Raw genomic sequence first — 22,918 nt, 5'->3', positions numbered from 1 at the left:
TTCATCGGGGATCTCATGAAAACGCTGCTCACAACCGTCGGCCTCGCCGCGCTTCTCGCCAGTCCGGCGATCGCCCAGGACGCCCCCATCGTCACAGGGGTCGACGATGTGACCGAGGTGGAAGCCATCACCGTCTTCGGCCGCGCGCTGGGCCGCATTCCCGGCGAGACGGCGACCAAGTCGGGCGCCCCGACGCTGGAAACGCCGTACACGGTCAACATCGTGTCGCGAGAACTGCTGGATCTGCGCAATGTGTCGAACATCGGCGAAGCGGCCGAGACGATCAGCGGCGTTCAGCGCACCATCGGCTTCTCGGGCAATCAGCGCTTCCGCATTCGCGGCTTCCAGAACATCTCCACCCTGCGCGACGGTTTCCGCCAATCGGTGAGCCAGCCGGAAATCGACCTGCAGGGCGTGGAAAGCATCGAGGTTCTGAAGGGCCCCGCCTCGGCCCTCTACGGCCGGTTCGAGCCCGGCGGCGTGATCAATTTCGTGTCCAAACGCCCCTATTCCGAGGTTGGAGGCGAAGCCTTCGTCGTCGCGGGATCGAACGACTACTGGCGCGGCGGACTGGACCTGAACACGCCGCTGACCGCTGACGGCGCGGTCCTGGCCCGGCTCAACATCGGCTATGAGAACGCCGGGAGCTTCCGCGAACTCGTCGACAACGAACAACTCTATATCTCGCCCGTGGTCGAATGGCGCCCCGACGCCGACACCAGCCTGCTGGCGCGGCTGGAATATCTGCAACGCGACGCCGCCTTTGACCGCGGCTTCGGCAACAACGCCGCCTTTCTGAAACAGCCTGTGCGCCGCAACTACGGCGAGGACTTCATGCGGGTCGAGAAGGAGCAATGGGTCGCCGGTCTGGAGTTCAACCGCCGCCTCAACCCGGATTGGCGCCTGCGCCTGGGCGGCTTCATCTCCGCCGTCGACGTGCCCGAGGAACAATTCTTCAACTACGGCTTCCCGGCCCTGTCCGGCACGACGGTCAACCGCAACTTCGTCAGCTATGACGAAACCCAGGACGACCTGACCCTTCAGACGGAACTGTACGGCCGGGTCGTGACCGGGCCCCTGACCCATAGGCTGCTGATCGGGATCGACCACAGCCGCGACCAGCTCTCCTATCTCGACGGCCAGATCACCTTCGGCCGACCGATCGACCTGTTGAACCCGATCCGCACCGGACGCCCGACGACCTATCTGCCCGTGGGCGACAGTCACTACGACTACACCTCCACAGGCCTCTATGTTCAGGACGAAATCGCATGGAGCCGGTGGCGGCTGCTGCTGGGCGGTCGGCTCGAAGAGGTCGAGACCTACGCCTTCGCCGCAGACTTCATCGAGCCCGGCGTGCGCCGCACGGACCGCCCCTTCTCGCCCCGCGCGGGACTGACCTATCTGGCGACGCCCGACTGGTCGATCTACGCCAGCTGGGCGCGCTCATCGCGCAATGAAGGCGACGCCGGCCTTTTGGAGAGCGGCCTGACGCCTAAGCCCACGCGCGGCGAGCAATTCGAGATCGGGACCAAGGCCCTGGCGTTCGACGGCCGCGCCGAACTGACGCTGTCGGCCTTTGAAATCACCAAGACGGATGCGGTCGTGGCCGACCCGATTGACTTCAACCTGGTGATCCAGGCTGGCGAAATCCGGGTGCGAGGCCTGGAAGCCGAGGTGTCAGCCCGGCCGCTGGATCAATGGACGATCATCGCCTCCTACGCCTATAGCGACAGCGAGATATCCAGGGACACCAACGCCTTCATCGTCGGCAATCGCCTGGCGGGCGTGCCGGATCACCAGGCCGCCCTGTGGACTTCCTGGGCTTTCGGCGGCGACCTGGACGGCCTGACCATCGGCGGCGGCCTGTTCCACGCCTCAAGCCAGGCGGCGACGACCGGCAATAACCTGGACCTGCCCGGATACACGCGGCTGGACCTGAACGCGGCCTATCGGTTCGGAGCGGGCTATGAAGTGCGCCTGAACGTCGACAACGCCACTGACGAGACCATCTACATCACCGGCGGCTTCTCCCAGATCCACCCCCAGGCGCCGCGCACGGCGCGCCTGACGCTCAGCAAGCGGTGGTGAGATGATGCGGTTCGCCCTTGCCCTCTCAGTTCTGGGAACGCTGACCACGGCCGACGCAGAAGCTCTGAACGCGCCCCAGCAGCCGCCCGCCTTCGCCGTTGCGTCCAGACCCGCGCCGGCGTTGAACCATGTCTATGTCGTGCTGGACGCCGCCACGTTCGCGGCCGTCCGCGACAGCGCCCCTCTCAGCCGACTGCTCGGGCGCGCCGACGGCGGCCTGCCCGACTACGCCCCGCCGCAGCCCGGCGCCGACCGCGTCTTCTTCCGCGGGCGAGAGACCTATCTAGAGTTCTTCGCGCCTGAGAACCGCTTCGGCGAACCCGTCGGCAAGGTCGGCGTGGCTCTGGGCTATGACGCTCCCGGCGACCTCGACGCCCTGGAGCGGATTTGGCGGCGAACCTGCCCGATCGGCGCCAGGCGCACGCCCGTCCGCTATCGTCGTGTCGACCCGTCCGTGCCCTGGTACGACTCCGTACAGTGCGACGAGACGGCGGGCGGAGATCATCTCGCGGTGTGGGCCATGGCCTACCGCCCGGAATTCCATCGCTGGCAGTCGGGAACCAGCCCGACGGAGGCGCCGCAGACGTCGCGCGCGGACATTCTCGCCCCGCGAAGTGCAGAGGACCAGGGGCGTTTCGACATCAATCACCTGGCCCTTCAGGTCACGCCGCCCATGTTCCGCCTTCTGATCCGGCAGTTGGAAGACGCCGGTCTGCAGCGGCGGGAAACCGCCGACGGAACCCTGCTGACCGGGGATGGCTGGACGCTGTTGCTTCGCGCCTCCGAAGATCCGCCGCGTCTGCTGTCGCTCGACCTTGCGACCGACGGCGCGCCGCCCGACAGGCTGTCGTTGGGCTCAGGCGTCCTGATCCGAATGGACCGGCAGACGGTCGCCTTTCGTCCCACGAAAGGCGTTGACTGACATCGACATGCGTCCAGGCAGGCCGTCAACCCTTGTTGACAAGCGCACGCGCGTCAATCAAAGTTGACGCATGATCGACCTGCACGACATCGCCGTCCCTTCCGATCCCGCCGAGGCGCTGACTGCGGTCGTGGCCTTGCGGCGCCTGGCGGATCGCATCGAACGCGACGCCGTCGGCTCGGCCCTGGGCCAGGGGTGGTCATGGGCGCGGATCGCCCAGGCCCTGGGCGTCACCAAACAGGCCGCCCACAAGCGGCTGTCGGACATCGCGCCGACCCATCATTCCAGATAAGGGGACCGCATGCTTCAAGGCGTCAAGTCGAAGCTCGCCGACATAGGCGTCATCAAATTTCTCAGCGAAACGGCGGAAGCCTACGCCCTGCAGGACCAGCAGCGGGAGCCCGGCGCCGAGCACCTTCTCCTGGCGGCGCTGGACCTGCCGGACGGCGCCGCGCGTCGCGCCTTTGAACAGGCCGGCGCCTCGCCCGACGGCCTCAAGGCCGCGATCCAGAAACAGTATGACGACGGCCTGGGTTCACTGGGCTTGAAAGCGGACAGCCCGCTCAGCACGCCGATGACGGCGAACGCCGGCGTCTATCGCGCCGCCGCTTCGGGTCAGGACGTCATGCAGAAACTGGCGGCGCTCAAGAAGGGGCGAACCCCTCTTAACGGCGCGCATGTCGTCAGCGTCATCGCGGGTATGTCGGAAGGCGTGGCGGCGCGCGCGCTGCGGGTTCTGGACGTCGATCTCTCTCGGTTGAAAGCCGCGGCGGACGACGTCAGCGCGGCGAGCCGCGCCGGCTGATCTCCAGCCGAGACAGGACCGGATGACCACGCGCCGCCGCCCTCACGGCCTCGGTCGTCCTTTCAGAAGTCGGTACAACCAGAAGCCCTCGTCATTCCGGACCGAGGTTTCCAACCTGCGCGGCGACAGTCCCGTCACCAGCCGCACCTCCCGACCAAGATGCGACTGATCGGAGAAGCCCGCGTCGATCGCAGCGGCGGCGAGATCCGGCGCCGTCTCCCGCTCCCCCGCAAGGCCGTGAAGCGCCGCGGCCTCCACACGCTCATAGAGCTGCAGATCGCGTCGGCTCTGGCCCGTCCACCCCTTGATGCGGCGCTGCACCTGGCGCGCGCCCTCCCCATCCGGAGACGACGCCGCGCGCGCGCAGATCATGGACAGCCACGCCCGAATGTCGACGCCGCTCGGCTCGACCGGGCGGCCCGATGGCCAGGACGAGACGATCGACTGCACGCGCGAGAAAGGCTCAGGGCCGCGCTCGATGTTCAGCAAGCATGTGAGCGCCGCCCCCGACATCACCGCCTCAAGCGGCAGGATCACGTCCAGACAACGCTCAAGGGGAATGTCCAGCACGCGGCCGAGGGTTTCAGGATAGAAGCTGACCGTAAGCGCATGGACGGCGCCGGGCGACCAGCTCGCCACAGGCCGTCGATGCGGCCCCGCGAACACCACCCGAAGAAGCGGCCGCCCCAACCTCCCTTGCGCGACAGCCGGGCGGTCTGCGGCCAGGTGCAACTCGCCCTCGAAAATCCATGAGATGCTCGGAAACGGCGTGGCCGGATAGAAGTTGAAGCGCTGTTCGTCGGCGAGCGGCAGGCCGCGCGTATCGCGTTCGATCGCCATATAGATCCAGGCTGACGCCGGGGCGCTGGGCCGGTGCAGGCGGGCCGACATCACGCGCGACGGCCCCCGTGTCGCTTCGGTTCTATACGCAGAACACCCTCCCCAGCATGGATCGCCGGGCGTCGGCCTGAAGCCCCCGCTGACGCGGCGCGCCATCCTCCAAGCGCAGCTCCCATTCGCCTGCACTCCTGCTCAAGAGGCCTGTCATGAAGCCCAAAGACTTCCTGTTTCAACGCTTTCCGTTGGACGGCCGCGTCATGGTCGCGGACGAAGAACTCACCACGCCCTATCATGTCTATGACGGCGTCATGCTGTGCATGAACGGCACGGTCGATGGGAAGAAGGCGGCCGACCTGCTGGCCCAGGAAGGGCTGACGCCCCTGCTCGACACGCAAGGCCGGGCGCTGGCCGCCATCTGGATATGCGACTTCGTCAAGGCCAACCTCGGCGCCCATCACGAGTTGCAGATATCCCTGTTCGCGACCCCCGTCGCGAGAGCGAAACTGCCCGCCCACCCCTTTGCGTTTTTCGGCGCCCTGGCGAACCGGCCGGATCTTCACATGGTCTGCCACGGCCTGTGGAACGATACGCTGCGCGTCGTTCGCTACAATGACGAGCACCTGCGCCTGCCCGCACGCCTGACCCGAAGCGAAATCAAAAAGGAAGGCGAGCTGTGGCGCTTTCGATTTGCGGACACGGCCGGCGATCTGATCGCCGAGGGCTCCATTCTGCACCGCCATGGCTCGTCCATCGCGCCGGCCTGGCGGATTGCCGGACAAACCGGCCTCAAAGGGATGATGACGCTGATGCGCGCCCCCGCCGTCAACATCCCCGTGGTGAACCTAAGACGAGCCGGCGAGACCCATAATCACGTCTGTCAGACCTATACGACCTATGATCGGGCGCATGTGAGAGCCGCCGGCCCCAGTGATGAGGTGACGATCCGTCATCCCGTCTACGCCCCGCTCGATTTCAAACCGGCGGTCATCCAGCAGTTCGACAACGTCGGCTTTACATTTCTGCGCCCGGAACCTCTGTTTGACGACCGCCCCCCCGTTGACGCGCCAACCGGCCTATCGAAATGAAACAGACTGGACCTTTCTAACCACCCGGCAAGCCAGCACCCTCGCCCCTGTCGCCACAGTTCACGCGATTTCGGACAAGCAGGACGACCGGCCATGAACCAAGACTCGCGCATCCATAACCCAGGGCCGCGCAGGCGCTCTTTCGAAGGGGCCGATACGCCGGAAGGCGGCGCCTCGCGCAAGACCGCCCTGATCCAGATACTGGCCCTTCCGATCGCCGTAGTGACGGCGGCGGTGCTCATTGCGACCATCGCCGTCATCACGATCGGATGGAGCTGACTTCGCTTCGCGGCGCTCAAGCCGCCCTGCTTGAGCGCCCGCCTCGCGTCAAAGCCCCGCAGGCGGCTTCGAGGCGGGCGCCGGCGTCGGCGATCTCCTTGGCCGTCACCGTCAGCGGCGGCGCGAAACGCACGACGTTATCGCGCGCCGCCAGGGCGATCAGCCCCTGCTCGCGCAACGCCGCCACGAAATCGCGCGCCTCGACGCCTCGGGCGCAGAAGCCCTGCAGCAAACCCTCGCCGCGCAGTTCTCCGACCAGCCTGCCGTAGACACGCTGCACTCGCTTCAGCTGGCGTCGCAACAGCACCGCCTTGTTCAACACCCGCGCCAGGAAGGCGTCGTCCTGTACGATGTCCAGCACGGCGTTGCCGACCGCCATGGCCAGGGGGTTGCCGCCGAACGTGGTGCCGTGGGTGCCCAGGGTCATCCCTTCCGCCGCATGGCGCGTCGCCAGACAGGCGCCCATGGGAAAGCCGCCGCCGATGCCCTTGGCCACCGTGACGATGTCGGGAACGATCCCGCTCCATTCATGGGCGAAGAACCGGCCGGTGCGGCCCACGCCCGACTGTACTTCGTCGAGGATCAGCAGCATGCCGCGCTCGTCGCACATGCGCCGCAGCCGCTCCAGGGTCTCGGTCGTGACGACGCGCAGTCCGCCTTCGCCCTGGATGGGCTCGATCATCAGGGCGGCGGTCTGATCCGTGACGACCGCCTCCAGCGCGTCCCAGTCGTCCAACTGGACCTGATCGAACCCTTCGACCTTGGGGCCGAAACCTTCGATGTAGGGCGGGTGGCCGGTGGCGGCGATCATGGCCAGGGTGCGCCCGTGAAAGGCCCCCTCGAAGGTGACGATGCGATACCGCTCCGGCCGACCCGCCACGGCGTGGCGACGGCGCGCCATCTTGACCGCCGCCTCATTGGCCTCGCCGCCCGAGTTGGCGAAATAGACCACTTCGGCGAAGGTGCTGTCGACGAGCCGCTGCGCCAGCCGTTCGCCCTCGGGGATGCGCACCGTGTTGGAGGTGTGCCAGATCTTGCCCGCCTGCTTCTTCAGCGCCCGCACCAGGTGCGGGTGGCAATGGCCCAAGGCGTTCACCGCGATCCCCGAGGCGAAGTCCAGATAGGCCTTGCCGTCCTGGTCATAGAGCCAGGCGCCCTTTCCATATTCGAACGCCAGATCCAGACGGGCTGCGACGGGTAGGATGGGGCTGGTCATGAGGCTCTTCGTGAATAGGCCGGACACGGCGAAAACCTGTCGACAGGACAGGCACGCAGTCACGCTAATCCGACGCCGGATGGTTCATCAGGGTCGGTTTCAGGAATTCACCTAGACCGGATGACCGTCCGATCAGCAGAGGCCTGACGGCCTGACCAACCTCAGTCGCGCGCCACCTGGAAGCCGGCGAACGACTGGCTGACCGGCATCAGCTCCAGCGCATTGATGTTCAGATGCGCCGGCAGGGTCGCGACCCAGAACAGGGTCTCGGCGATGTCTTCGCCGGTCATCGGCGCCGCCCCGCCATAGAGGGCGTCGGACGCCGCCTGGTCGCCGCCGGTGCGGACCAGGGTGAACTCCGTCTCGGCCATGCCCGGCTCGATGGAGGTGACGCGCACCCCCGTCCCGTGCAGGTCCGAGCGCAGCCCCAGCGAGAACTGGCGCACGAAGGCCTTGGTCCCGCCATAGGCGTTGCCGCCCTTGTACGGATAGGTCGCCGCCACCGAACTGATGTTCAGGATCGCTCCCTTGCGCGCGATCAGGCGCGGCAGCAGGCGATGCGTCAGCGTCACCAGGCCGGTGATGTTGGTGTCGATCATCTGGCGCCACTGGGCCAGATCGGCCTCTTGCGCGGTCGCCGTGCCCAGCGCCAGCCCGGCGTTGTTGATCAGCACGTCGATGTCGCGGAAGCCCTCGGGCAGGGCGTCCAGCGCCGCGTCGATGGCGGCTTCGTCCCGCATGTCGAACGGCGCGGCGTGGACCCGGTCGGCGCCCAGTTCGGCGACCAGTTCGTCCAGACGCTCCTGACGGCGGCCGGTGGCGATCACCTTCCAGCCCGCGCCGGCGAAGCGACGCGCCGCCGCCCGGCCTATGCCCGAGGTGGCTCCGGTGATCAGAATGACGCCGCTCATGATGTCCGTCCTGGCTGAGGCTTTAATGTCGGCCCGACTTAATCCCGCACCAGCCCGCCGTCGACCACCAGATTCTGCCCCGTCACCGCCCGGCTCCACGGCGATGCGAAGAAGAGGGCGGCATCGGCGAACTCTTCCGGCGTGGTGACGGACCGCAGCGGCGTCATGCCGGCGATCAGGTCGAACACCGCTTCGGGCGTCGCGGCGCTGGCGTCGGTCGTGCGAAGAAGCCCGCCCGAGATCATGTTGACCGTGATCCCTGACGGCCCCAGATCGCCCGCCGCCGTCCGCGTCAGGCTGAGCAGAGCGGCCTTGGCGGCGGTGTAGTCGTGATAGGGCACCACCGGATTCTGGAACAGGTTGGTGCCGATGTTGACCACCCGGCCGAAGCCTTGCGCGCCCATGCCCGGCGCCGTCGCCTGAATGACGTTCAGGGCGCCCCGGATCACGGTCGCGAACTGACGCTCCATGTCTTCCCACGGAATATCGGCCATCTGGGCGCGGGCGTCGCCGTTGAAGCTGTAGTCCAGCGCATTGTTGACCACGGTGCTGACCGGGCCGTCGAAATGGCCCTGAACCTTGGCGACCATAGCCTCCACCGCCGCGCGGTCCGTCACATCAGCCTGAACGGCGAAGGCGCGCTCGCCCAGTTCCGCCGCCAGCGCTTCGGCCCGCTCGCCGCTGCTGCGCCAGTTGATCGCCACTCGCGCGCCCTGCCCCGCAAAGGCTCGCGCCGCCGCCGCGCCCACGCCGCGCGCCCCGCCGGTGATGAGAACGATCTGATCGCGGATTTCCATGAGAACAACTCGCAAATTCTGAACCAACCTCAGCCATAGGCCGCACCTGCCGCCAAGGCCAGCGGCGCCTAAAAGAACAAGGGTTGCCCTTGCGCCTCCCTTGGCCGACTAACTCAGAGGACGCTCAGGAGACATCTATGCTGACCTTCGCCGCCGCCCTGCTGCTCTCGCCGGTTTCGACGCCGGTCGAACTGCCGTCCAGCCCCGCGCCGCTGCACGGAACCCTGCTGACGCCCGAGAGCCAGATCCACGCGGCCGCCGTCATCCTGCCCGGCTCCGGTCCGACGGATCGCAACGGCGACAGCCCGCAAGTCGGCATCCGCGCCGCGACCTATCGCCTGCTGGCCGAAGGTCTGGCCGAGCGCGGCGTCGCTACCGCCCGCATCGACAAGCGCGGCATCGGCGAAAGCGCAGCCGCTGGTCCTTCCGAAGCCGACCTGCGCTTTTCCGCCTATGCGGACGACGCCCGCGCCTGGGCGGCCGAGGCGGCGGCGAAGGCGGGCCGCCCGTGCGCCTGGCTGATCGGCCACAGCGAAGGCGCGCTGGTCGCCCTGGCCGCCGTGGCGGAGGGCGACGACAAGGTGTGCGGCCTGGTGCTGCTGTCCGGCGCCGGACGTCCGGCGGGAACAGTGCTGCGCGAGCAACTGTCCAGCCTGCCCGAGCCGCTGAAGGCCGAGGCCTATGCCGTCGTCGGCGAACTGGAGGGAGGCCGCACGGTCGCCGATCCGCCTGCATCGCTGGCCGCCCTGTTCCGACCGTCGGTCCAACCCTACCTCATCTCCTGGCTGGCGTTGGATCCGGCGAAGATGGCCGCCGCCTATGACGGCCCGATCTTCATCGGCCAGGGGACCACCGACATTCAAATCAGCCTGACCGACGCCGAAGCGATCAAGGCGGCCCAGCCCCGCGCCGAACTCGTCGTCTGGGACGGCGTCAACCACGTCCTGAAGACCGCGCCCGCCGAACGTGCGGCCAATATCGCGACCTATATGGACCCAGCCCTGCCCTTGGCGCCCGGCGTGGTCGAAGCGACAGCGGATTTCATCCTGAAACCGCGCTAGGCCCTAATCGTCCAGTTCCGCCCGCGCCTGTTCGGCCAGGTCGAAGAAGCGGCGGCGGACTTCGGCGGCGAAGGGGTTGTCGTGTTCGATGGCGCGGAACACCGCTGCGCTGTCGTGGCGGACCATGTCGACGCCCTGAATGACGCGCTCGAAGCTGGTCGTCGTCATGCGCGTCGGCAGCGGCTCCATCGCCAGCAGCACCTTGGCGATCAGATGAGTCAGGCCCTGCACCGTCGCCGCCTCGCGGTCGTGATCTTCGGGCGAGACGACGAAGACCTTCAGCCCCAGCGCCTTCCTGCAGAAGGCGGCCACGCGCCACGCCGCCTTGTCGCCGCGCACCGGACAGACGGCGATCCTCAACCCCGCAATGCCGTCCTTGCCGCTCTGGGGGCCGAACAGGGGGTGGGTTCCGACGATGCCGACGCTGTCAGGCAGGCCGTCCAGCATGACCTTGGCCGGCTTCACCTTCACCGAGCCGACGTCGAGAACCAACGCCCCCGGCGTCAGATGCGGCGCGATCGCCGCGACCGTTTCCGCCAACACGCCGACCGGCACGGCCAGCACCACCACCGGACAGGCGGCGGCCTCTTCCAGCGTGGTCAGCCGCGCCAGCCCCTCGTCGTCGCTGGCCGCCGGATCATGGGCGAGGATGTCGAACCACGACGCCAGATGCTTGGCCGTCAGCCGCCCAAAGGCGCCGAAGCCGATCAGGCCGAGTTGGGGCTTTGGGCCGCTCACCCCGCCAGCGTCTCCTGGAACCGCACCGGCTGGCCGTGGGCCTGACCGATCAGTTCGCCGTCCTTCATCACTACGCGGCCGCGCACGATGGTGGCGACCGGCCAGCCCGTCGCCTCGAAGCCATCGAAGGGGGTCCAGCCGCAGCGCGTGGCCTGCTGGTCGTGCGTAATAGTCTTCTTCGCCTTCAGATCGACGATAGTCAGGTCGGCGTCATAGCTGACGGCCATCCGTCCCTTGTTCGCCGTGCCGAACACCCGCTGCGCCCCGCCCGAGGTCAGGTCGATGAAGCGTTCCAGCGACAGCCGACCGTTGGCCACATGGGTCAGCATCAGCGGCACCAGCGTCTGCACCCCCGGCATGCCCGACGGCGAAGCCGGATAGGGCTTGGACTTTTCTTCCTTGGTGTGCGGCGCGTGGTCCGAGCCCAGCACATCGGCCACGCCCTGCTGCATGCCCCACAACCACAGGGCGTCGACATGCTCCTGCGACCGGATCGGCGGGTTCATCTGGGCGTAGGCGCCGAGGCGTTCATAGGCCTCGGGCGCCGCCAGGGTCAGGTGCTGGGGCGTGATCTCGACGGTGGCGACGTCCTTGTGGAAACGCAGGAACTCCATCTCGTCCTTCGTCGTGACGTGCAGGACGTGGATGCGCGCGCCGGTCTCCTTGGCCAGGCCCACCAGCCGGCGGGTGGACATGATGGCGCTTTCGGCGTCGCGGACCTCGGGGTGGCTGGTCCAGTCGCCGGTGCGGGCCAGGTTGCGACGCTCGACCAGGCGGTATTCGTCTTCCGAGTGGAAGGTGGCGCGGCGGCGCACGTTCGACAGCACCTTGCGCACGCCCTCGTCGTCGGCGATCAGCAGATCGCCGGTCGAGGCGCCCATGAAGACCTTGACCCCGCAGCAGCCCGGCAGGCGCTCCAGATCGGCCAGATGCTCGGCGTTCTCATGCGTGCCGCCGACGTAGAAGGCGTGGTCGGTCCACATCCGATCCTTCGCCCGCGCCAGCTTGTCGGCCATGGTGTCGGGGTCGGTCGTGTTGGGGTTGGTGTTCGGCATCTCGAACACGGCGACGACGCCGCCCAGAGCCGCCGCGCGGCTGCCGGTCTCCAGGTCTTCCTTCCACTCCAGCCCCGGCTCGCGGAAGTGGACCTGGGTGTCGATGACGCCCGGCAGGACGGTCAGGCCCGTCGCGTCGAACACCTCTCCGGCCGAAGCCTGCGACAGGTCGCCGATGAAGGCGATGCGGCCGTCGATGACGCCGACGTCGGCCTTGCCGCGTCCGGCGTGGTTGGCCACCTCGCCGCCCCGAACGATCAGGTCATAGGTCTGGGTCATCGCGCGCATCTCCTGAAGTTCCGGCGCTTATGCGCGCCGAAGGCTTGGAGACGCAAGCCGAGGGCGATCAGGCCGTCCGTTCGGCCAGCAGCTTCTTCGCCGCCTTCAGCACCCGCTCATAGGGCAGGTCCATCATGTGCTGGATGTGCTGGTTCAGACGCGGGTCCAGTTCGCGGAACTCATCGAGCGTGCGCGGGCCGCGTACGGCGACGCCGGTCCACGGACGCTTCAGCGTCTCGTCCGAAGGGCCGAACACCGCCACCGCCGGAACGCCCGCCGCTACGGCCAGTTGGGTCCACAGGGAGTCGCCGCCCAGATAGAGATCCGCGTGCGACAGGGCCGCCGCCGTCTGCAGCCGCGTCAGCCGCCCCTGCAGTTCGATCACCCGGTCCCGCTTGACCGCCGAGCGGACGGTCTGGGCCGCGTCGCGGTCCGCCTCCTCGCCCACGATCATCAGCCGTCCGCCCGCCAGCGGCCCGCCCTCGCCCAGAAGGGAGATGGCGACCTTGGCGTAGCGATCGGCGGGCCAGCGTTTGCCGATCCAGTCTGCGCCCGGCCCGACGGCCAGGATCGGACCTTCGCCCGGCGGGATCAGGGAGTCGGCCGCTTCCTGCGCATCGCGTGCGATGAACAGTTTCGGCGGCGGAATCTCGTCCAGTTGCAGGGTCCGCGCCGCCTGCTCCACCAGATGCACGCCCGGCAGGGTCTTGCCCCGAACCGCCCGACGCTGGCGCCGCAGCTTGCCCGACAGGGTCGAGCCGCGCATGTCGACCACCAGCCCCCAGTTGGTCTCGCGCACTTGGTTCCACAGGGCGATCCAGTCCCAGCGCCCGTCGCGGTCAAGGGTGATCAGCCGCTGCAGACGCGGCAGGTCGGCGAACAGCGGCGCGCTGGCCGGCGAGCCGACGACGGTGAAGGTCGCCTGAGGGATGGCCTCGACCAACTGGGCCAACACGCCCGACGACAGGACCGCCTCCTCGGCGTCCGCCTCGGCGATGTAGAGGATCGGAAAACGACCATGCATGGGCTGAGTCTAGCCGGATTCTCTTCGGAATTCAGCGAGAATGCAGGACGGCGGGCCGCCGCTGCACGCCAACCGCCCCGTCGTCCTCGAGTCGGACGAAGCGCACGGCGCGAGCGGCGCGCTCGCACCCCGCCAAACGCCCTGACCGCGGGAAGAAACGACTTTTCGGACGCGCCTTGAAATTGTGCTTACTGGGGCGAAATTTGCGATCGCGTCAACATTGTTTCATAATCGAAGGATTGAAATGACAATATGAGAACGACTTGGCGAATATTTCTTCATACTCGTTGAAAATACATTTGTTCTGATGCTGCCGATAAATCGAAGAATTAGAGAAATAATCGCCCAGTCCGATAAGTATGAACTCTAAAATATTAAGACGATTTTATATTTTCGCGCGCCGATTCCATGACCTCATTCCCTATATTGGGAGTGCTGGCGGCTCGGCCCTTCGTTCGCCCCGTGTGATTTGCGGCCGCAGCGCCGCCCTGCGCCGGGGCCTCTGACCCAACAGCCCAGAGTGAATATGCCCAAGCAAAAACGTATCGCCATCATCGGCGCCGGCCCCTCGGGACTGGCCCTGCTCCGCGCCTTTCAGTCGGCCCGCGACAAGGGCGCGGACATCCCTCAGATCGTCTGTTACGAGAAGCAGAAGGACTGGGGCGGCATGTGGAACTACAGCTGGCGCACCGGCATCGATGAGAACGGCGAGCCCGTTCACGCCAGCATGTACCGCTACCTGTGGTCGAACGGCCCCAAGGAATGCCTTGAGTTCGCCGACTACACCTTCGACGAGCACTTCAAGAAGACGATCTCTTCCTATCCGCCGCGCGAAGTCCTGTGGGACTATATCCAGGGCCGGGTGAACAAGGCGAACATCCGCCCGTACATCCGGTTCAACACCGCGGTGAAGGACGTGGTCTTCGACAAGGCGTCGGGCCGGTTCACCGTGACGGCCAAGGACTATTCGGCCGGCCGCCGCACCACCGAGACGTTCGACCATGTGATCGTCGCCACCGGCCACTTCTCGACGCCGAACGCGCCGTCCTATCCGGGTTTCGACCTGTTCCCCGGCCGCATCCTGCACGCCCACGACTTCCGCGACGCGGCCGAGTTCAAGGGCAAGGACGTGCTGCTGATCGGCTCCAGCTATTCGGCCGAGGACATCGGCTCGCAGTGCTACAAATACGGCGCGAAATCAGTCACGACCAGTTATCGCAGCCGGCCTATGGGCTATGACTGGCCCAAGGGCTGGGAGGAAAAGCCCTGCCTGACGCGCGTGGACGGCAAGACCGCCCACTTCAACGACGGCACGCGCCGCGACGTCGACGCCATCATCCTGTGCACCGGCTACAAGCACCACTTCCCCTTCCTGCCGGACGAACTGCGCCTGAAGACCAGCAACCGTCTGTGGCCGCTGAACCTGTATGAAGGCGTGGCCTTCACGCCCAATCCCAAGCTGTTCTACCTGGGGATGCAGGATCTCTGGTACAGCTTCAACATGTTCGACGCCCAGGCTTGGTTGACGCGCGACATCATCATGGACCGCATCCAGCTGCCGTCGCGCGCGGACATGGAGGCCGCCAACGACCACTGGCGCGAGAAGGAGGTCGAAATCCGCACGGATGCCGAGGCCTTTGAATACCAGGGCGAATACATCAAGCGCCTGATCGCCCAGACCGACTATCCGGATCTCGACATCGACAACATCAACCGGATCTTCCTGCAGTGGAAGAAGGACAAGAAGGCCGACATCATGGGCTATCGCGACAAATGCTATCGCTCGGTCCTGACCGGCACGCTGGCGGCGCGTCACCATGTGCCCTGGATGAAGGCGTTCGACGACTCGCTGGAAGCCTATCTGCGCCTGCCCTCGACCCGCAGCCAGGCCGCGCGCGCCTGATGCATGGCCCCGCCCTGCGGTCCGGCGGGTCGCAGGGCGGGGCGCCCCGTGCGCCAGAGCTCCGTCAAAGCCCGCGCATTTGCGCCCGACCTGCGCTAGAGGGCGGCCATGTCCCTGCCCCTTCTTCCTGAGCGCACCTGCGGCGGCTGCGTCGAATGCTGCCGCGTGATCCCGCTGGACCTGCCCGAACTGGCCAAGCCGACGGGCGAACTGTGCGCCTATTGCGTCGATGGCGCGGGCTGTTCCGTGCATGAGATCCGGCCGCAGACCTGTCGGGTCTGGTTCTGCCTGTGGCGGGCGGTCGAACTATCCGACGACTGGCGTCCCGACCGCAGCGGCGTGATCGTGCGGCCTGACGGGGTCGAGGACGGGATCATCACCCTCTATGTCCTGCGCCGTTCGGACTTTCTGCTCGGGATGGACTTCTTCATCACCGTGGCGGGCTGGATCGCTGAAGGGATCGAGGTCGCCCTGAGCGCGCCTGGCCCGGTCGGAACCTATCCGGCGCGCGCCGTCGTCACCGACTGGCTACGGCCCGCCGTCGAGGAGGGCGACCCCGACGCCTTCGCCGCGCGCGTCCTCGCCTCGCTGGACCGGCTGGCCGCCCACGACTTCCAGCCGGACGGGATCACCGCGCGCTACGCCGTCGGCTGAGCCCCGTCGACGACCGTGATCTCGGGCCAGCGGCCGCGAGCGTTGGCGATCACTCGTTCCCAACCTTTGGCCAGGCCGCGCGTCGGATTGGGGCGGATGGTCATAGCGAACACGTCCTCCAGTCCGAAGGGCGCGACCACGCTGATCGCGTCGTCCGCCTCCAGCCGCACGCCCACGGCGAAGGCCGGAGCCACGAAGCGAGCCGGGGCGTCGTCGGTGCAGGTCAAGGGGTCATAGGGCTCGCCGAACTTGTCTTCGAACCACAGATGGACCCGCGCCTGGTTCCGCACCTCGACCTGATCGCGCAGGGGCGGCTCAAAGGCGGCGGCGACGCGCTTGATGACGACGTCCTCGGCGTCCCATGAGGTGTCGGCGTCGAAATAGCCGATGTCGTAGTCCTTGATCCCATAGCCGACCGGGCGGCCTGTCTGGGCGTTCCACACCGCCTGATAGACGGCGCCGGAGAACAGCCGCCAGTCGGGCAGATTCAGTTCCCGCATCACGGTCAATACGTGCATCAGGCCCGCGTCGGCGCGGACGATCTCGGTCAGGCGAGCTTCCAGGGTCATGCCGTCCTGTGAGGGCGATTCCGGCGCCGCGCCAAGCGGCCTCAGCCCCGCACCGGCCAGGCGTGATCCAGCGGACCGTGCCCCTGACCCAGGCCGGGCGCGCGGCGGATGGCTTCGGCGACATAGGCCCAGGCTTCCGCCACCGCGACCGGCAGGGGCAGCCCCTTGGCGATCCCCGCCGCGCAGGCGCTGGCCAGGGTGCAGCCGGTGCCGTGCGTGTGGCGCGTCTCTATCCGTTCGCTCTCCAGCACCGTCTCGCCGTCGGCTGTCAGCAACAGGTCGACCACCGTCGCGCCCGGCACATGGCCGCCTTTCATCAGAACCGCCCGCGCGCCCATGTTCAACAGCGCCTCGCCCGCGCGGCGCTGGCCGTCCAGATCGGCGACCTCCAGCCCGGTCAGGGCCTCGGCCTCCGGCGCATTGGGGGTCAGCAGGGCCGCCCGCGGAACCATCAGGCGGCGGACGGCCTCCACCGCCGCATCCGCCAGCAAGGGCGAACCGCCCTTGGCGATCATGACGGGATCGACCACGGCCGGAACGCCCCCCGCATAGTCGATCAAACCGGCGACCCTCTCCACCACCTCGACCGAGCCCAGCATTCCGGTCTTCAGCGCGTCGGCGCCGATGTCGTCCAGCACCGCCTTGGCCTGGGTCTCGATCACCTCCAGCGGCACAGGGTGGACGCCGTGAACGCCCAGGGTGTTCTGGATGGTGATAGCGGTGATCGCCGTGGCGGCGAACCCGCCCAGCATGGTCACGGCCTTGATGTCCGCCTGGATGCCTGCGCCGCCGCCGGAATCCGAACCCGCCAGGATCAGCACCCGGCCTTTCATGCCGTCACGCCCGAGAACAGCTTCAGCCCGACGATGCCCGCGACGATCAGCAGGATGCAGACCGCCCGCACCGCCGTCGCCGGCTCGCCATAGACGGCCACCCCGACCACCGCCGCGCCCACGGCGCCGATGCCCGTCCATACGGCATAGGCCGTGCCGACCGGCAGGCGCTGCGTCGCGGCCCACAGCCCGACCATGCTGGCGGCCAAGGCTACGGCCACGCCCAGCGAGATCAGCGGCCGCTGCACGCCGACGTATTTGACGCCGGACGCCCAGCCCACTTCGAACAGCCCCGCCACCACGAGAACCAGCCAGGGATTAAGAGACAGAAGCCAAGACATGACGGCTGAATGGCGGATGGCGCCCATTCAGACAAGAGGCCGTCTGCCCTTGCAACGCAAGCGCCAGCCGATCCCAGCACTCCGCGCCCACAGGACAGCCCATCAGCACAACAACGCGCGCAAACAACGATCACCATAAACATTTACACATGTTAATGTTCGTCGATATTGAGTTATCACTCAGGTTGAATTCTTTTATTCACGTCACAGAAACCAATATTCGACTACAAGCGTTGCCGCCTCGATTCCCAGAAAGAATGGGTCTGCATGTCGACGCCCACAGTTCATACTGGAATACTCATCCGACGCCCCATCGATGAGGTTTATCAAGCCTTTACCGAACCAGGGGTGACGCCGTGGTTCTGGTTCACCCATGGCGATCGCCGCCTGTCCCAGGGAGCGACCGTGACATGGACCTGGGGGATGTACGGCGTCTCGACGCGTATCCTGGTCAAGGATGTTCAGGTTAACCGGCGAATTCTTATCGACTGGAACCTGGATGATCAGCCGACCGAGGTCGAATGGCGCTTCGAAGCGCGCGGCAAGACGACCTGGGTCGAAATCTTCAACCGGAGCTTTCCCGCCACGGACGAAGGGGTGAAGGCCGCGCTGGACGCCATGGAAGGCTTCACCCTGGTCCTAGCCGGCGCCAAGCTGTGGCTGGAGCGGGCGATCGAGCCGACATTCATCGTCGATCGCTTCCCCGATCAGGTGCTGCCTGACTGGAAGGGCTGAGGCTCAACCGGCCGCCGTCACCGCCGCCTGAAGCTTCAGAGCCTGGACCGTTTCGCGCACGTCGTGGACCCGCACCATGCGGGCGCCGCGCCGCCCGCCCTCCAGCGCCAGAGCCAGAGAGCCGCCCAGACGATCACCCGCCTCTATCGCCGCGGCGTCCACGCCCTGAATGAGACGCTTGCGACTGGCGGCGTAAAGGACCGGAAAGCCCAGATCGACCAGGGCGCCCAGTCGCGCCGTCAGCGTCAGATTGTGGGCCGTCGTCTTGGCGAAGCCGATGCCGGGGTCCAGCCAGATCTTCTCGCGCGCGATACCCGCCGCCACGGCCGCCTCGGCCCGCGCCGCCAGAAAGGCGACGACCTCGGCTGTGACGTCGTCATAGCGCGGGTCGTCCTGCATCGTCTTGGGCGCGCCCTTCATATGCATCAGCACCACCTCGCAGCCCAGTTCGGCGGCGGTCGCCAGGCTGTCGGGCGCATGGTTCAGGGCCGTGACGTCGTTCCACATCGTCGCCCCGGCGACGACGGCGGCGCGGGCGACGGCGGGCTTCATGGTGTCGATGCTGATCCGGCCGTCCCAGCGCGCGCGAATCTCGGCGATCAGGGGCGCGACGCGGGCGGTCTCTTCGGCCTCATCGACCGGATCCGAACCGGGGCGCGTGCTTTCTCCGCCCACGTCCAACACGTCGGCGCCCTGTTCGATCAACTTCAGGGCGTGAACCAGCGCCGCCTCGGCCGTGGCGTGCCGCCCGCCGTCGGAAAAGCTGTCCGGCGTGACGTTGACGATGCCCATGACGAGCGGCGGCTTCACGAGGGATTGATGGGTCATGCGACATCGACTCCAGAGGCCGCAGTTTGACTTTCACCGCGCCTGGGTCCAGCCTCTAAAGGCAATGGAACGCTTCGTCAGCCAGGCTCGACGCCTCACCCACGCGGGACGCCGCGTCGAAGGCCTTTAACCCGTAGCGGTCCGCCGTGCGCCCTGCGCCGGGCGCCCGTTACGGGACCAAGTTGCTTTAAGTCTCCTGTTTCCCCCATTCATTTTGCAGGACCGCGCCGGCCTGGAGCCGCTCGCGTAGATTTGCGCCATGACACGCCGCCCAGACACTACGGACGACAGCCGTCCCGGCGAACCGCCGCGCGGCGCCGACATCATTCCTTTTCGGAGACCGACCGCGCCCGGGGCGCCGTCCGACCCCGAACATGCCGATCCAGAACAGCCCGACGACGACGGCCCCTCGGCCGCCTGACGTCGCCCGAATTTCCAGAGAGTTTTCCTCATGACCACCCCCCGCAAGGGCGCCCTGCCCGCCATCACGCTTCGCAGCGACGACTTCGACGCCCTGGACCGCCTGGTCGGCGACCTGCCCGGCTCAGGCCCCGCCGGCCTGCTGCAACAGGAACTGGACCGCGCCAAGGTGTGCGAGCCCAAGGCCATGCCCAAGAACGTCGTCACCCTGAACCGCTGGCTTCAGTACGTCGACGACCACAGCCCCGAGGTGCGTCGCGTCCAGCTGGTGCTGCCCAAGGACGCCGATATCGACGCCGGGCGCGTCTCCATCCTGTCCTATGTCGGGGCGGGGCTGATCGGCCTGAAGGAAGGCCAGTCGATCAACTGGCCCGACACCTCCGGCGCCGCGCGCAAGCTGACCCTGGTCAAGGTCGAGGACGCCGAAGCAGCCGCAGGCTGAACCGCTTTCGATCAGAGCAAAAAATAGGGGCGCGTCCGACGGACGCGCCCCTTTTCATATCGGCTTGCCGGACAGGCTCTACGCGCTCGTCGCGGGCTGGACGGCGGGCTCGGCCTGCGGCGCCGCCTCGTCTTCCGGCGTGGCCGGGACCGACAGCGACGGACCGACGACCGTGTCGTTCTCGTCGTCGCGCTTGGGCGGCTGGTCGTTCTCCAGCAGATCCTTGATCTCGTCGCCCGACAGGGTCTCGTACTCCAGCAGGGCCTGCGACAGCTTCTCGTGGTCGCCCGCCTTCTCGGTCAGGATGCGGCGCGCCTCTTCCCAGCCTTCGGTGACGATGCGGCGGACCTCTTCGTCGATGATGCGGGCCGTCTCTTCCGAGACGTTCTGGCTGCGCGACACCGAGTGGCCCAGGAAGACCTCTTCCTGGTTTTCGCCATAGGCCACCGTGCCCAGCTTCTCGGAGAAGCCCCAGCGCGTGACCATGGCGCGGGCCAGCTTGGTCGCCTGCTCGATGTCCGAGCTGGCGCCCGAGGTGATGCTCTCCGGTCCGAAGATCAGCTCCTCGGCGACGCGGCCGCCCGCCATGATAGCGATGCGGTCGATCATCTGCTGGAACTTCATGGAGTAGCGGTCGCCTTCCGGCAGCTGCATCACCATGCCCAGGGCGCGGCCGCGCGGGACGATGGTCGCCTTATGCACCGGGTCGGCCATCTTGACGTTGATGGCGACGATGGCGTGACCGGCTTCGTGATAGGCGGTCAGGCGGCGCTCTTCCTCGTTCATGGCCATGGACTTCCGTTCGGAGCCCATCATGACCTTGTCCTTGGCGTCCTCGAAGTCGCGGTGCGTGACCATGCGACGGTCCTTGCGGGCCGCCATCAGGGCCGCTTCATTGACCAGGTTGGCCAGGTCCGCGCCCGAGAAGCCCGGGGTGCCGCGCGCCAGCGTCTTGACGTTGACGTCGGCGGCCAGCGGCACGTCCTTCATGTGAACGCGCAGGATGCGCTCGCGGCCCGAGACGTCGGGGTTGGGCACCACGACCTGACGGTCGAAGCGGCCGGGACGCAGCAGGGCCGGGTCCAGCACGTCGGGACGGTTGGTCGCGGCGATCAGGATGATGTTCTCGGACGCCTCGAAGCCGTCCATCTCGACCAGCAGCTGGTTCAGCGTCTGCTCGCGCTCGTCGTTGCCGCCGCCCAGGCCGGCGCCGCGGTGACGGCCCACGGCGTCGATTTCATCGATGAAGATGATGCACGGCGCGTTCTTCTTGGCCTGTTCGAACATGTCGCGCACGCGGCTGGCGCCGACGCCGACGAACATCTCCACGAAGTCCGAACCCGAGATCGAGAAAAAGGGCACGCCCGCCTCGCCCGCGACCGCGCGCGCCAGCAGGGTCTTGCCGGTGCCCGGAGGGCCGACCAGCAGGGCGCCCTTGGGGATCTTGCCGCCCAGACGCTGGAACTTGGCCGGGTCCTTCAGGAAGTCGACGACCTCTTGAAGTTCGTCCTTGGCCTCATCCACGCCGGCGACGTCGTCGAAGGTCTTGCGGCCCTTGTGCTCGGTCAGCAGCTTGGCCTTGGACTTGCCGAAGCCCATGGCGCCCTTCGCCCCGCCCTGCATCCGGTTCATGATGAACAGCCAGAAGCCGATGATCAGCGCCACCGGCAGCAACAGGCCCAGCAGACCCGACCACCACGGCTGACGCGTGCTCTTGGTTTCGACCTCGACGCCGGACTTGCGGATCTGCTCGACCAGCTCGGCGTTCGGCACCGGCGTCACGGCGGTGAATTTGCTGTCGTTCTTGAAGACGCCGGTGATCGTCTCGCCGCGCGCGACGATCGACTTGATCTCCTGACGCTCAACGGCGGTCATCAGCTGGGAATAGGTGATGGGTTCGGGGCGACCGGCGGCCGCGGCGCCCTTGGCGCCCGGCATGGCGGGGGCGCCGCCGTTCTGGCTGATCGCAGCATAGACCGTCACCAGTCCCAGAAGGATCACGCCCCAGATGGCGAAATTGCGCAGGTTCATTCGGTCCTCGGTTCCTCGACGCGGCCGCGCTCGGTCCGTCGATCAGCAGTCTTTCTCTGAAAATAGGTCAGACGGCGGCGTTTCGCCATGAAGGGATTGAAAGAGTCCGTCTTCCTGCGTCGTTTCGCCCCCGAACGCCGCAAGGGCGAGCGCCAGACGTCGCGACGCAAGCGCCCTTACACACGCCCGGCGCCAGGCCAGAACCGGCCGTCCTTCGGGATCGATCAGCACCGGCGCAGCGGCGCGCGCGGCGGGCGGCAGGGGCGCCAGAACGGCGCGCTCAACGTCGGAAAGTTGCGCCAGCCGCCCGGCGGCCGCCTCGACGCGCAGGCCCGACTGATCCGTCACGATCTCGAAACGCCCGTCCCAGACGGCGGATCGCCCCGGCAGCAGGGCCAGCGGGCCAGGCGGGCAGCGTTTCCACTCGCCCGGTTCACGCATCGCCTGAACATGCGCGCCGGACGCCTCGACGCGAGCGCCGCACAGGACCGCGGTGAAGTCCTCACCGTCCGCCAGCCGCGCCCGAAGGGCCGCCAGGCGATCCCCGCGCGGCGGCGTCGCGCCTCCGCCTGCGCACAGCAGCACGGCCGCCAGCATCGACGCAGGCAGGTCGCGCGATAGAGGCAGAACCCCGGCCCAAGTCTGGTCGCCCGGCTCATGGGCCGCCCTCGCACAAGCAACAGTCGCCGATGACGCAGCAGGGCCCTCTACCTGCGCCAGCGCCGCCCGCGCCCTGCCCCGCCCGTAGCGCAGGTCCGCGTTGGCGGGGTCTTCCAGCCATGTCAGGCCGCGCGCGCGCAGATGATCCCTCAGCGTCTCGCGCCCCTCGCCCAACACAGGCCGCAATAGCAACAGTCCTCGCCCTTCCGGCCAGGCGGGCGACGGCGACGCCTCGCGCAGGCGGCCCAGCGTCGCGCCTTGGGCCCGCATCCAGTCGCCTTCGGCGACGTCATCGGCGGTGTGGCCGGTCAGGATGACGCGCGCGCCGGCTTCCCGCGCGGCCTCGGCCAGCAGGGCGTGACGCGCCGCCCGCGCCCGCGCCGGGACGCCGGGACCGCC

At 67.4% G+C, this 22,918-nt stretch carries 24 protein-coding genes; 11 read left to right on the top strand and 13 right to left on the bottom strand.

Features of this window, described 5'->3' with window-relative positions:
• The first annotated feature begins 15 nt into the window (after nt 1–15).
• The 4 genes from ACU5AP_RS08570 to ACU5AP_RS08555 all read left to right on the top strand — a co-directional run bounded on the left by ACU5AP_RS08570 (nt 16) and on the right by ACU5AP_RS08555 (nt 3,818).
• Complete coding sequence (locus ACU5AP_RS08570) at nt 16–2,091, top strand: TonB-dependent siderophore receptor (RefSeq protein ID WP_164917994.1); 2,076 nt, start codon at nt 16–18, stop codon at nt 2,089–2,091.
• A gap of 4 nt (nt 2,092–2,095) precedes the next feature.
• Entirely contained in the window at nt 2,096–3,013 is a 918-nt protein-coding gene (locus tag ACU5AP_RS08565; protein ID WP_446681067.1) for a DUF5829 family protein, read from the top strand.
• Nucleotides 3,014–3,083: 70 nt separating this feature from the next.
• On the top strand, nt 3,084–3,305 hold the full coding sequence (locus tag ACU5AP_RS08560; RefSeq protein WP_128116280.1) for a helix-turn-helix domain-containing protein: 222 nt from the start codon (nt 3,084–3,086) through the stop codon (nt 3,303–3,305).
• Nucleotides 3,306–3,314: 9 nt separating this feature from the next.
• Nucleotides 3,315–3,818 carry a Clp protease N-terminal domain-containing protein gene (locus ACU5AP_RS08555; RefSeq protein ID WP_128719530.1) on the top strand — a complete coding sequence of 168 codons (504 nt, stop codon included), beginning with the start codon at nt 3,315–3,317 and terminating at the stop codon, nt 3,816–3,818.
• Nucleotides 3,819–3,860: 42 nt separating this feature from the next.
• Here ACU5AP_RS08555 and ACU5AP_RS08550 read toward each other — a convergent pair whose 3' ends face one another.
• Nucleotides 3,861–4,658 (bottom strand): helix-turn-helix domain-containing protein, encoded by a 798-nt coding sequence (locus ACU5AP_RS08550; protein WP_446681066.1) that lies wholly within the window; start codon nt 4,656–4,658, stop codon nt 3,861–3,863.
• A 257-nt stretch (nt 4,659–4,915) separates the two neighbouring features.
• Here ACU5AP_RS08550 and ACU5AP_RS08545 point away from each other — a divergent pair, with 257 nt between their 5' ends.
• Together ACU5AP_RS08545 and ACU5AP_RS08540 are read left to right on the top strand one after the other, a co-directional pair.
• Nucleotides 4,916–5,743 carry a hypothetical protein gene (locus ACU5AP_RS08545; protein ID WP_433942636.1) on the top strand — a complete coding sequence of 276 codons (828 nt, stop codon included), beginning with the start codon at nt 4,916–4,918 and terminating at the stop codon, nt 5,741–5,743.
• A 93-nt stretch (nt 5,744–5,836) separates the two neighbouring features.
• Complete coding sequence (locus ACU5AP_RS08540; protein ID WP_046651792.1) at nt 5,837–6,022, top strand: hypothetical protein; 186 nt, start codon at nt 5,837–5,839, stop codon at nt 6,020–6,022.
• A 16-nt stretch (nt 6,023–6,038) separates the two neighbouring features.
• On the opposite strand, the gene ACU5AP_RS08535 is transcribed toward ACU5AP_RS08540, so the two are convergent.
• The 3 genes from ACU5AP_RS08535 to ACU5AP_RS08525 form a co-directional block, all read right to left on the bottom strand.
• Complete coding sequence (locus ACU5AP_RS08535) at nt 6,039–7,238, bottom strand: aspartate aminotransferase family protein (protein WP_128719527.1); 1,200 nt, start codon at nt 7,236–7,238, stop codon at nt 6,039–6,041.
• A 161-nt stretch (nt 7,239–7,399) separates the two neighbouring features.
• Nucleotides 7,400–8,149: an SDR family NAD(P)-dependent oxidoreductase gene (locus ACU5AP_RS08530; protein ID WP_046651794.1), complete on the bottom strand. Its 750-nt coding sequence runs from the start codon at nt 8,147–8,149 to the stop codon at nt 7,400–7,402.
• 38 nt (nt 8,150–8,187) lie between these two features.
• Entirely contained in the window at nt 8,188–8,946 is a 759-nt protein-coding gene (locus ACU5AP_RS08525; protein WP_128719526.1) for a 3-oxoacyl-ACP reductase, read from the bottom strand.
• Between the two features lie 137 nt (nt 8,947–9,083).
• On the opposite strand from ACU5AP_RS08525, the gene ACU5AP_RS08520 reads away from it, so the two are divergent.
• Nucleotides 9,084–10,007 (top strand): alpha/beta hydrolase, encoded by a 924-nt coding sequence (locus tag ACU5AP_RS08520; RefSeq protein ID WP_128719525.1) that lies wholly within the window; start codon nt 9,084–9,086, stop codon nt 10,005–10,007.
• Nucleotides 10,008–10,010: 3 nt separating this feature from the next.
• On the opposite strand, the gene ACU5AP_RS08515 is transcribed toward ACU5AP_RS08520, so the two are convergent.
• The 3 genes from ACU5AP_RS08515 to ACU5AP_RS08505 all read right to left on the bottom strand — a co-directional run bounded on the left by ACU5AP_RS08515 (nt 10,011) and on the right by ACU5AP_RS08505 (nt 13,103).
• Nucleotides 10,011–10,745, bottom strand: coding sequence for a prephenate dehydrogenase/arogenate dehydrogenase family protein (locus tag ACU5AP_RS08515; RefSeq protein ID WP_128719524.1), 735 nt, complete (start codon nt 10,743–10,745; stop codon nt 10,011–10,013).
• Nucleotides 10,742–12,079, bottom strand: coding sequence for a dihydroorotase (locus tag ACU5AP_RS08510; protein ID WP_003163843.1), 1,338 nt, complete (start codon nt 12,077–12,079; stop codon nt 10,742–10,744). Before ACU5AP_RS08510 ends, ACU5AP_RS08515 begins: the two co-directional genes overlap by 4 nt.
• A gap of 67 nt (nt 12,080–12,146) precedes the next feature.
• On the bottom strand, nt 12,147–13,103 hold the full coding sequence (locus tag ACU5AP_RS08505; protein WP_446681065.1) for a glycosyltransferase family 9 protein: 957 nt from the start codon (nt 13,101–13,103) through the stop codon (nt 12,147–12,149).
• 526 nt (nt 13,104–13,629) lie between these two features.
• Between ACU5AP_RS08505 and ACU5AP_RS08500 the strand changes: the two genes are divergently transcribed.
• Both ACU5AP_RS08500 and ACU5AP_RS08495 read left to right on the top strand, forming a co-directional pair.
• Nucleotides 13,630–15,006 (top strand): flavin-containing monooxygenase, encoded by a 1,377-nt coding sequence (locus tag ACU5AP_RS08500; protein ID WP_313521186.1) that lies wholly within the window; start codon nt 13,630–13,632, stop codon nt 15,004–15,006.
• 108 nt (nt 15,007–15,114) lie between these two features.
• The gene (locus tag ACU5AP_RS08495; RefSeq protein WP_003163846.1) at nt 15,115–15,660 is read left to right on the top strand and encodes a hypothetical protein; all 546 of its coding nucleotides are present in this window, start codon (nt 15,115–15,117) and stop codon (nt 15,658–15,660) included.
• Here the strand turns inward: ACU5AP_RS08495 and ACU5AP_RS08490 are convergent.
• From ACU5AP_RS08490 to ACU5AP_RS08480, 3 genes are read right to left on the bottom strand one after another with little or no spacing between them, the layout of a single operon-like run.
• Nucleotides 15,645–16,229, bottom strand: a complete 585-nt coding sequence (locus tag ACU5AP_RS08490) for a nucleotidyltransferase family protein (protein WP_046651803.1) — start codon at nt 16,227–16,229, stop codon at nt 15,645–15,647. The genes ACU5AP_RS08495 and ACU5AP_RS08490 overlap by 16 nt on opposite strands.
• Before the next feature lie 41 nt (nt 16,230–16,270).
• Entirely contained in the window at nt 16,271–17,062 is a 792-nt protein-coding gene (gene thiD / locus ACU5AP_RS08485; RefSeq protein WP_128719522.1) for a bifunctional hydroxymethylpyrimidine kinase/phosphomethylpyrimidine kinase, read from the bottom strand.
• Nucleotides 17,059–17,403: a DMT family transporter gene (locus ACU5AP_RS08480; RefSeq protein ID WP_087140888.1), complete on the bottom strand. Its 345-nt coding sequence runs from the start codon at nt 17,401–17,403 to the stop codon at nt 17,059–17,061. Before ACU5AP_RS08480 ends, thiD begins: the two co-directional genes overlap by 4 nt.
• Nucleotides 17,404–17,670: 267 nt before the next feature.
• Between ACU5AP_RS08480 and ACU5AP_RS08475 the strand changes: the two genes are divergently transcribed.
• Complete coding sequence (locus ACU5AP_RS08475; RefSeq protein ID WP_446681064.1) at nt 17,671–18,138, top strand: SRPBCC domain-containing protein; 468 nt, start codon at nt 17,671–17,673, stop codon at nt 18,136–18,138.
• A 3-nt stretch (nt 18,139–18,141) separates the two neighbouring features.
• Here ACU5AP_RS08475 and folP read toward each other — a convergent pair whose 3' ends face one another.
• Nucleotides 18,142–18,966, bottom strand: coding sequence for a dihydropteroate synthase (gene folP, locus ACU5AP_RS08470; protein ID WP_128719520.1), 825 nt, complete (start codon nt 18,964–18,966; stop codon nt 18,142–18,144).
• Nucleotides 18,967–19,417: 451 nt separating this feature from the next.
• Here folP and rnk point away from each other — a divergent pair, with 451 nt between their 5' ends.
• Complete coding sequence (rnk, locus tag ACU5AP_RS08465; protein WP_128719519.1) at nt 19,418–19,828, top strand: nucleoside diphosphate kinase regulator; 411 nt, start codon at nt 19,418–19,420, stop codon at nt 19,826–19,828.
• A 78-nt stretch (nt 19,829–19,906) separates the two neighbouring features.
• On the opposite strand, the gene ftsH is transcribed toward rnk, so the two are convergent.
• Both ftsH and ACU5AP_RS08455 read right to left on the bottom strand, forming a co-directional pair.
• Nucleotides 19,907–21,859 carry an ATP-dependent zinc metalloprotease FtsH gene (gene ftsH, locus ACU5AP_RS08460; RefSeq protein ID WP_003163855.1) on the bottom strand — a complete coding sequence of 651 codons (1,953 nt, stop codon included), beginning with the start codon at nt 21,857–21,859 and terminating at the stop codon, nt 19,907–19,909.
• Nucleotides 21,860–21,901: 42 nt separating this feature from the next.
• Nucleotides 21,902–22,918, bottom strand: a 1,017-nt coding sequence (locus ACU5AP_RS08455) for an ATP-binding protein (protein WP_446681063.1), incomplete at its 5' end; no start/stop codon positions are given.

Source organism: Brevundimonas sp. RM1 (assembly GCF_052907225.1).
The sequence above is the reverse complement of the archived record's forward strand: the minus strand, read 5'-3'. Positions and strand labels throughout refer to the sequence as shown.